A 5,697-nucleotide genomic window follows, 5' to 3' on the forward strand; every position below is an offset into this window, starting at 1 on the left:
GAGGAGGAGGGCGACGGCGAGGGGGTGAAGCGGGGCAGCTTGTCGTCGGGGTCGTGGCTGCACCCGGCGAGGGTGAGGAGAAGCGCGGCCACTCCAACCATGCACCGCGTGCCGTTCCGGAGAGCCATCTGATGCACCACCATGTGTCGACGTCGGCCTGCCAGAAGGCATCTTGCAGTCAATTGCCGTTGTACGACAGCCACTTGAGCCACAGCGAGATCAAACCGCCACCTACCCGAGGGGCGGCCCGAAGACGGCCGGCGGACGTTCGCGGGCCGTGGACCGGGGGAGCACGAGGAACGTACCGGGGTTGAGCCGGTCCGGATACGCGCCCACCGCATCCTTGTTGGCCTGGTACAGAGCCTTCCACCCGCCCGCGACACGGTACTTGGCGGCGATCCCGGAGAGCGTGTCCCCGGACTTCACGATGTACACGCGCCCCCGGAGCCGGTACCGCTCGGAGCACGCGGGCCACGCCTCCCACCCCTGGAGGGCCAACACCTCCTGCGCGACGGCGATCTGCTGCTCCCGGGACGCGAGGTCGGCGCGGGGCGCGTACGAGAGCCCCCCGAACTCCTTCCAGGTCGGCGCCCAGAACTGGAGCCCGCCGTAATACCCGTTGCCGGTATTGGCGTCCCAACGCCCGCCGCTCTCGCACTCGGCGACACAGGCCCAGGGCCACTGGTCGCGGGCGCAGTCGTAGGAGACCGGCGCGGGCGACGGAGCGGCGAGGACCGGCAGCAGGGCCGTCAGCAGAGGCACGAGAAACATCGCGTCACCGTAGGCGGCACGCCCGTACCCCTCCCCCAGCCGCGCCGCGCGACGGCGGGGGCCCCACCCGGTCGGCTCACCGGATGGGGCCCGGCCCCGGAGACGCCGGCGACGGCTCAGACGAGCAGCCGCTGCCCCGGCATGATCAGGTCGGGGTTCCCCCCGATGGCGGCCTTGTTGGCCGAGTACAGCCGACCCCAGGTCGTGCCGTTGCGCTCGGCGATCCCGCTGAGCGTGTCACCGGCGCGGACGGTGTAGTTCGCGCCCGGCGTCGCCCGGAGGGTCCCGCGCGTGGTGCTGCTCCCCGAGGACCGCTCGGGGGCCGAGTTCTTGCGCGAACTCTCGCCGGCGGAGCCCTTCTTGGCGGAGCTCTTCTTGTACGAGCTCTCGCTCTTGTACTTCTTCACCGAGCCGGACCCGGACCCGGACCCGGACCCGGACCCGGACCCGGACCCCGAGCCCGTCGACCCGGAGCCCGAAGACCCGGACCCGGAGCCGGAGTTGGACGGCGCGCTGCCGTAGGCCCCGGCACGGGACGAGCACACGGGCCAGGCACCCCAGCCCTGCCCGCGCTGGACCTTGCTGGCGACGGCGATCTGCTGCTCCCGGGACGCCTGGTCGGCGGTGGACGCGTACGCGGTCCCGCCGTAGGCACGCCACGTGGAGGCGGAGAACTGGAGCCCCCCGTAGTAGCCGTTGCCGGTGTTGATGTGCCAGTTGCCGCCGCTCTCGCACTTGGCGATCCGGTCCCACACCCCGCTGTCGGCCGCGGCGGCGTTGCCGCTCGTGGCCAGCAGACCCAGAGGCGCGAGGAGCGCTGCCCCGGCGAGGACAGCGGTCGTGCGGGCGCGGCGGGTGTTATCGGCACACTCGGACATGAAGTTCCCTCTCTACGGACCCGGATTTCCCCCTGACGAGCGGGACGCTATCCGCGTATGGACGCCGATATCGCGTTCCGCCCCCTGTGCGCCGACGTGATGCATCGGCGCGCTGTCTGTCCCAGCGCGGTCGCCGCACAGGTTCCGGGTGGTGCTCTGTGCACCGGCGGAGGAATCTAGGAGCCCTGACGAGCCGTTAGCAACCAACTCCCTGTTTCCGCAGGCCAGTTAGGCGTTACCAGAGGTAACAAAGAGAATTGAACGGCCTTTACATCCACCCATTTCATGATGTGTCGACCATGAACCAGAGCGCCCTGTGAGTCACCTCACGGAACCAACGCCCGTGACCCACCCGTTACTTGGCCATGAGTGTTCGAATAGAAGCCCAAAGTGACCGACCGCGTCAGATGGCTCGGTTCAGTCCTCCCAGGTGCGTGACTCCCACCACAGCTCGCCCGTTGAGTCTGAATGAGCCGGGGACCCACCCGGCCCGCCACAGCACCGCATCCCGAGGGAGCCACCGTGCCGCGCATGCTCGACGTCAGCGACGAGGTACGCGCCGAGATCGGCGACGAAGAAGCCGACCGGCTGCTCACCGGAGACAACGCCCCGGGCAGTTACGACTGCACGTCCTGCCGCACCCCGGGCGACTCCGAGCACGAGCGCACCAGCACCGTCCTGTTCATCGGGGACGAGACCGCCGTCCTCGCCTTCGCCCACGCCGGCTGCCTGCCCTCCCAGGTCGTCCAGGTGACGGAGGAACAGCTCCAGGGCGCCGTCCGCTCCATCAGCGGCAGCGCCGCCGAGCCCGCCAAGTCCGTACCGGAGCAGGCGGTTCTCGGGGTGACGAGCGGACTCGTGCTGATCGCCGGGGAGTTGCACCCCGCGCTCGTCGTCGAGCCGACCGCGCCGATCGCGCGCCCCGGCTCCACCGGCCCGGGGGACGACTTCCTGCCGCTGCTCGTCGAGCAGGGCTTCACGCCGGTCGGCCAGATCACCGAGGTGCCGCCGGTACGGCACGGCTGGTCGGTGCTGCTCGCCGTCGGCCAGCTGCACGCGATCCTCCAGCCCGGCCCCAACGGCGCCCAGCCCGCGGCCTGGTGGCAGGCGCACCAGCCGCTCCAGGTCACCGACGGCTGGCGCGCCGCCGCCAACAAGCACCAGCAGGTGCTGATGTTCGCGGCCCCGGTCGGCTCCATCGGCCGCCAGCCCCGCGAGGACCTGCTCCGCGACGCCCTCGACAAGGCCGCGGCGAACGGCCGCCTGGTGGCCGCGGCCCTACCCCTCGCGGGCACGTGACGCTCACCCCGGTCACACCTCCCGCACCGCATCCCTTGCCCGGCCGGGTCGTTTGGAGTGACGTGCACACATACGACTCTTCCCTGTGGCCGTCCTACGCCGCGATCCCGTCCGCCCGCCCCGGACAGGACGCGCAGTCGGCCACCCCGATCTACGACGCGCTCTACGCCGAGTACGTCAAGTCCTTCCGGGCGCTGCCGGGCGACCGGAGCGGGGAGGATGAGCTGGGGTTCACGGCGTTCGGGGGCGGGCCCGGACACGGCGGCGGGTACGCCGGGGGGTACGCGGGCTCGTACAACGGCTCGTACAGCGCCTACAGCGCGGGGGCGCAGAGCGCGCGGCAGCAGGGGCAGTGGCAGCGCGTGGGGACGCTGGGGCAGCAGCAGCCGTACCAGTACCAGGGGGCGCAGAACCTCCCCGCGCTGCCGCCGGCACCGCGCCGGGGGTACTGAGCGAAAAGGGCGGCTCCCGAAGGAGCCGCCCTTTTCGCTGCAACCGTTTACTTCTTCTTGCCGCGCTTCTCGCGCACGCGCACCGAGATGTGGATCGGGGTGCCCTCGAAGCCGAACTCCTCGCGCAGACGGCGTTCGATGAAGCGGCGGTAGCCCGCCTCGATGAAGCCGGAGGCGAAGAGCACGAAGCGCGGCGGCTTGGTGCCGGCCTGGGTGCCGAAGAGGATGCGGGGCTGCTTGCCGCCGCGGATCGGGTGCGGGTGCGCGGAGACCAGCTCGCCGAGGAAGGAGTTCAGCCTGCCGGTCGGCACGCGCGTCTCCCAGCCCGCCAGCGCCGTCTCGATCGCCGGGACGAGCTTCTCCATGTGCCGCCCGGTGCGCGCCGAGACGTTCACCCGCGGCGCCCAGGCGATCTGCCCCAGCTCCGTCTCGATCTCCCGCTCCAGGTAGTAGCGGCGCTCCTCGTCGAGCGTGTCCCACTTGTTGTACGCGACGACGATCGCGCGGCCCGCCTCGACGGCCATCGTGACGATCCGCTGGTCCTGTACGGAGATGGAGTCGGCGGCGTCGATGAGGATGACGGCCACCTCGGCCTTCTCGACGGCGGCGGCGGTGCGCAGCGAGGCGTAGTAGTCGGCGCCCTGCTGGAGGTGGACGCGCTTGCGGATACCGGCCGTGTCGACGAACTTCCAGGTGACGCCGCCGAGTTCGATCAGCTCGTCGACCGGGTCGCGGGTCGTGCCCGCCAGCTCGTTGACGACGACGCGCTCCTCGTTCGCCACCTTGTTCAGCAGCGAGGACTTGCCGACGTTCGGGCGGCCGATCAGCGCGATCCGCCGGGGACCGCCGATCGCCCCGCCGAAGGACTGCTCCGGCGCCTCCGGCAGCGCCTCCAGGACGGCGTCCAGCATGTCGCCGGTGCCGCGGCCGTGCAGCGCGGAGACCGGGTGCGGCTCGCCGAGGCCCAGCGACCACAGGTACGCCGCGTCCGCCTCGCCGCTCTGCCCGTCCACCTTGTTCGCGCACAGCACGACCGGCTTCCCGGCCTTGCGCAGCAGCCGTACGACCGCCTCGTCGGTGTCCGTCGCGCCGACCTTGGCGTCCACGACGAAGACGACCGCGTCGGCCGCCTCGATCGCGTACTCCGCCTGCGCGGCGACCGACGCGTCGATGCCGAGGACGTCCTGCTCCCAGCCGCCCGTGTCGACGACCTTGAAGCGCCGGCCGGCCCACTCGGCCTCGTACGTCACGCGGTCGCGGGTCACCCCCGGCTTGTCCTCCACGACGGCCTCGCGCCGTCCGATGATCCGGTTGACCAGCGTCGACTTTCCGACGTTCGGCCGGCCGACCACGGCCAGCACCGGCAGCGGGCCGTGTCCCGCCTCCTCGATGGCGCCCTCGACGTCCTCGACGTCGAAGCCCTCTTCCGCGGCGAGCTCCATGAACTCCGCGTACTCGGCGTCACCGAGCGCTCCGTGGTCGTACTCGGAGTGGTTGTCGTCGTTCATGAAGTTCCGTACCTCGTTCATCGTGGTGATCGGTGGACCGGCCCGTTATCGGCTGATCCACTACTAAGTGTCGCCTAGCGTCCGGTGAGACGCCTGGCGTTTTCCAGGTGCGCTGTCAGCTGCTTCTGGATACGTTCCGTGGCCTCGTCCAAGGCCTTGCGGGTACGGCGGCCCGTGCCGTCACTCGCGTCGAAAGGGTCGCCGAAGACGACATCCACACGCGAGCGCAGCGGGGGCAGCCCCTTGACCAACCGTCCCTGACGCTCCGAACTTCCCAGGACAGCCACGGGGACGATCGGCGCGTTCCCCCGCACGGCGAAGTAGGCGAGACCCGCCCGCAACGCCGCGAAGTCCCCCTCACCCCGGCTCCCCTCGGGAAAGATCCCGAGCACACCGCCGTTCTTCAACACGTCCAGCGCCTGGGTGACGGCACCCCGGTCGGTCGAGTCCCGATCCACCTTCAGCTGGCCAATGCTCAGCAGAAAGGGGTCCAGGGGCCCCACAAATGCTTCCTTCTTGATGAGAAAGTGCGTCGGCCTCGGGGCCACGCCCATCACCATCGGGCCATCAATATTGTGCGAGTGGTTGACGGCGAAAATGACCGGCCCGGTGGCCGGCACCCGCCAGGAACCGAGTACCCGGGGTTTCCAGAGACCGTACATAAGCCCCACCCCGATCCGCCGCCCCACCTCAGCACCTCTCTCCGAGGGGGTGACCGAGGGGGAGGGCTGGGTACGCCGGGTGAGCTGGAGCCGCCGGGCAAGCCGGGAACCCGTGGCGGGCCGGGGG

6 protein-coding genes are annotated in these 5,697 nt (G+C 70.7%); 2 read left to right on the forward strand and 4 right to left on the reverse strand.

Features of this window, described 5'->3' with window-relative positions; all coding sequences use genetic code 11:
* Positions 1–231: 231 nt before the first annotated feature.
* Positions 232–771, reverse strand: coding sequence for a LysM peptidoglycan-binding domain-containing protein (locus AOK24_RS37510; protein ID WP_055724415.1), 540 nt, complete (start codon positions 769–771; stop codon positions 232–234).
* Positions 772–887: 116 nt separating this feature from the next.
* The gene (locus AOK24_RS37515) at positions 888–1,649 is read right to left on the reverse strand and encodes a LysM peptidoglycan-binding domain-containing protein (protein ID WP_055724416.1); all 762 of its coding nucleotides are present in this window, start codon (positions 1,647–1,649) and stop codon (positions 888–890) included.
* A 522-nt stretch (positions 1,650–2,171) separates the two neighbouring features.
* On the opposite strand from AOK24_RS37515, the gene AOK24_RS37520 reads away from it, so the two are divergent.
* Together AOK24_RS37520 and AOK24_RS37525 are read left to right on the forward strand one after the other, a co-directional pair.
* Complete coding sequence (locus tag AOK24_RS37520) at positions 2,172–2,948, forward strand: hypothetical protein (RefSeq protein WP_055724417.1); 777 nt, start codon at positions 2,172–2,174, stop codon at positions 2,946–2,948.
* 62 nt (positions 2,949–3,010) lie between these two features.
* Positions 3,011–3,400: a hypothetical protein gene (locus AOK24_RS37525; RefSeq protein ID WP_055724418.1), complete on the forward strand. Its 390-nt coding sequence runs from the start codon at positions 3,011–3,013 to the stop codon at positions 3,398–3,400.
* Between the two features lie 47 nt (positions 3,401–3,447).
* On the opposite strand, the gene der is transcribed toward AOK24_RS37525, so the two are convergent.
* Positions 3,448–4,929 carry a ribosome biogenesis GTPase Der gene (gene der / locus AOK24_RS37530; RefSeq protein ID WP_409124108.1) on the reverse strand — a complete coding sequence of 494 codons (1,482 nt, stop codon included), beginning with the start codon at positions 4,927–4,929 and terminating at the stop codon, positions 3,448–3,450.
* 53 nt (positions 4,930–4,982) lie between these two features.
* The gene (locus AOK24_RS37535; RefSeq protein WP_240554307.1) at positions 4,983–5,570 is read right to left on the reverse strand and encodes a lysophospholipid acyltransferase family protein; all 588 of its coding nucleotides are present in this window, start codon (positions 5,568–5,570) and stop codon (positions 4,983–4,985) included.
* Positions 5,571–5,697: the final 127 nt, after the last annotated feature.

The organism is Streptomyces niveiscabiei (genome assembly GCF_001419795.1).
Classification (GTDB): domain Bacteria; phylum Actinomycetota; class Actinomycetes; order Streptomycetales; family Streptomycetaceae; genus Streptomyces; species Streptomyces niveiscabiei.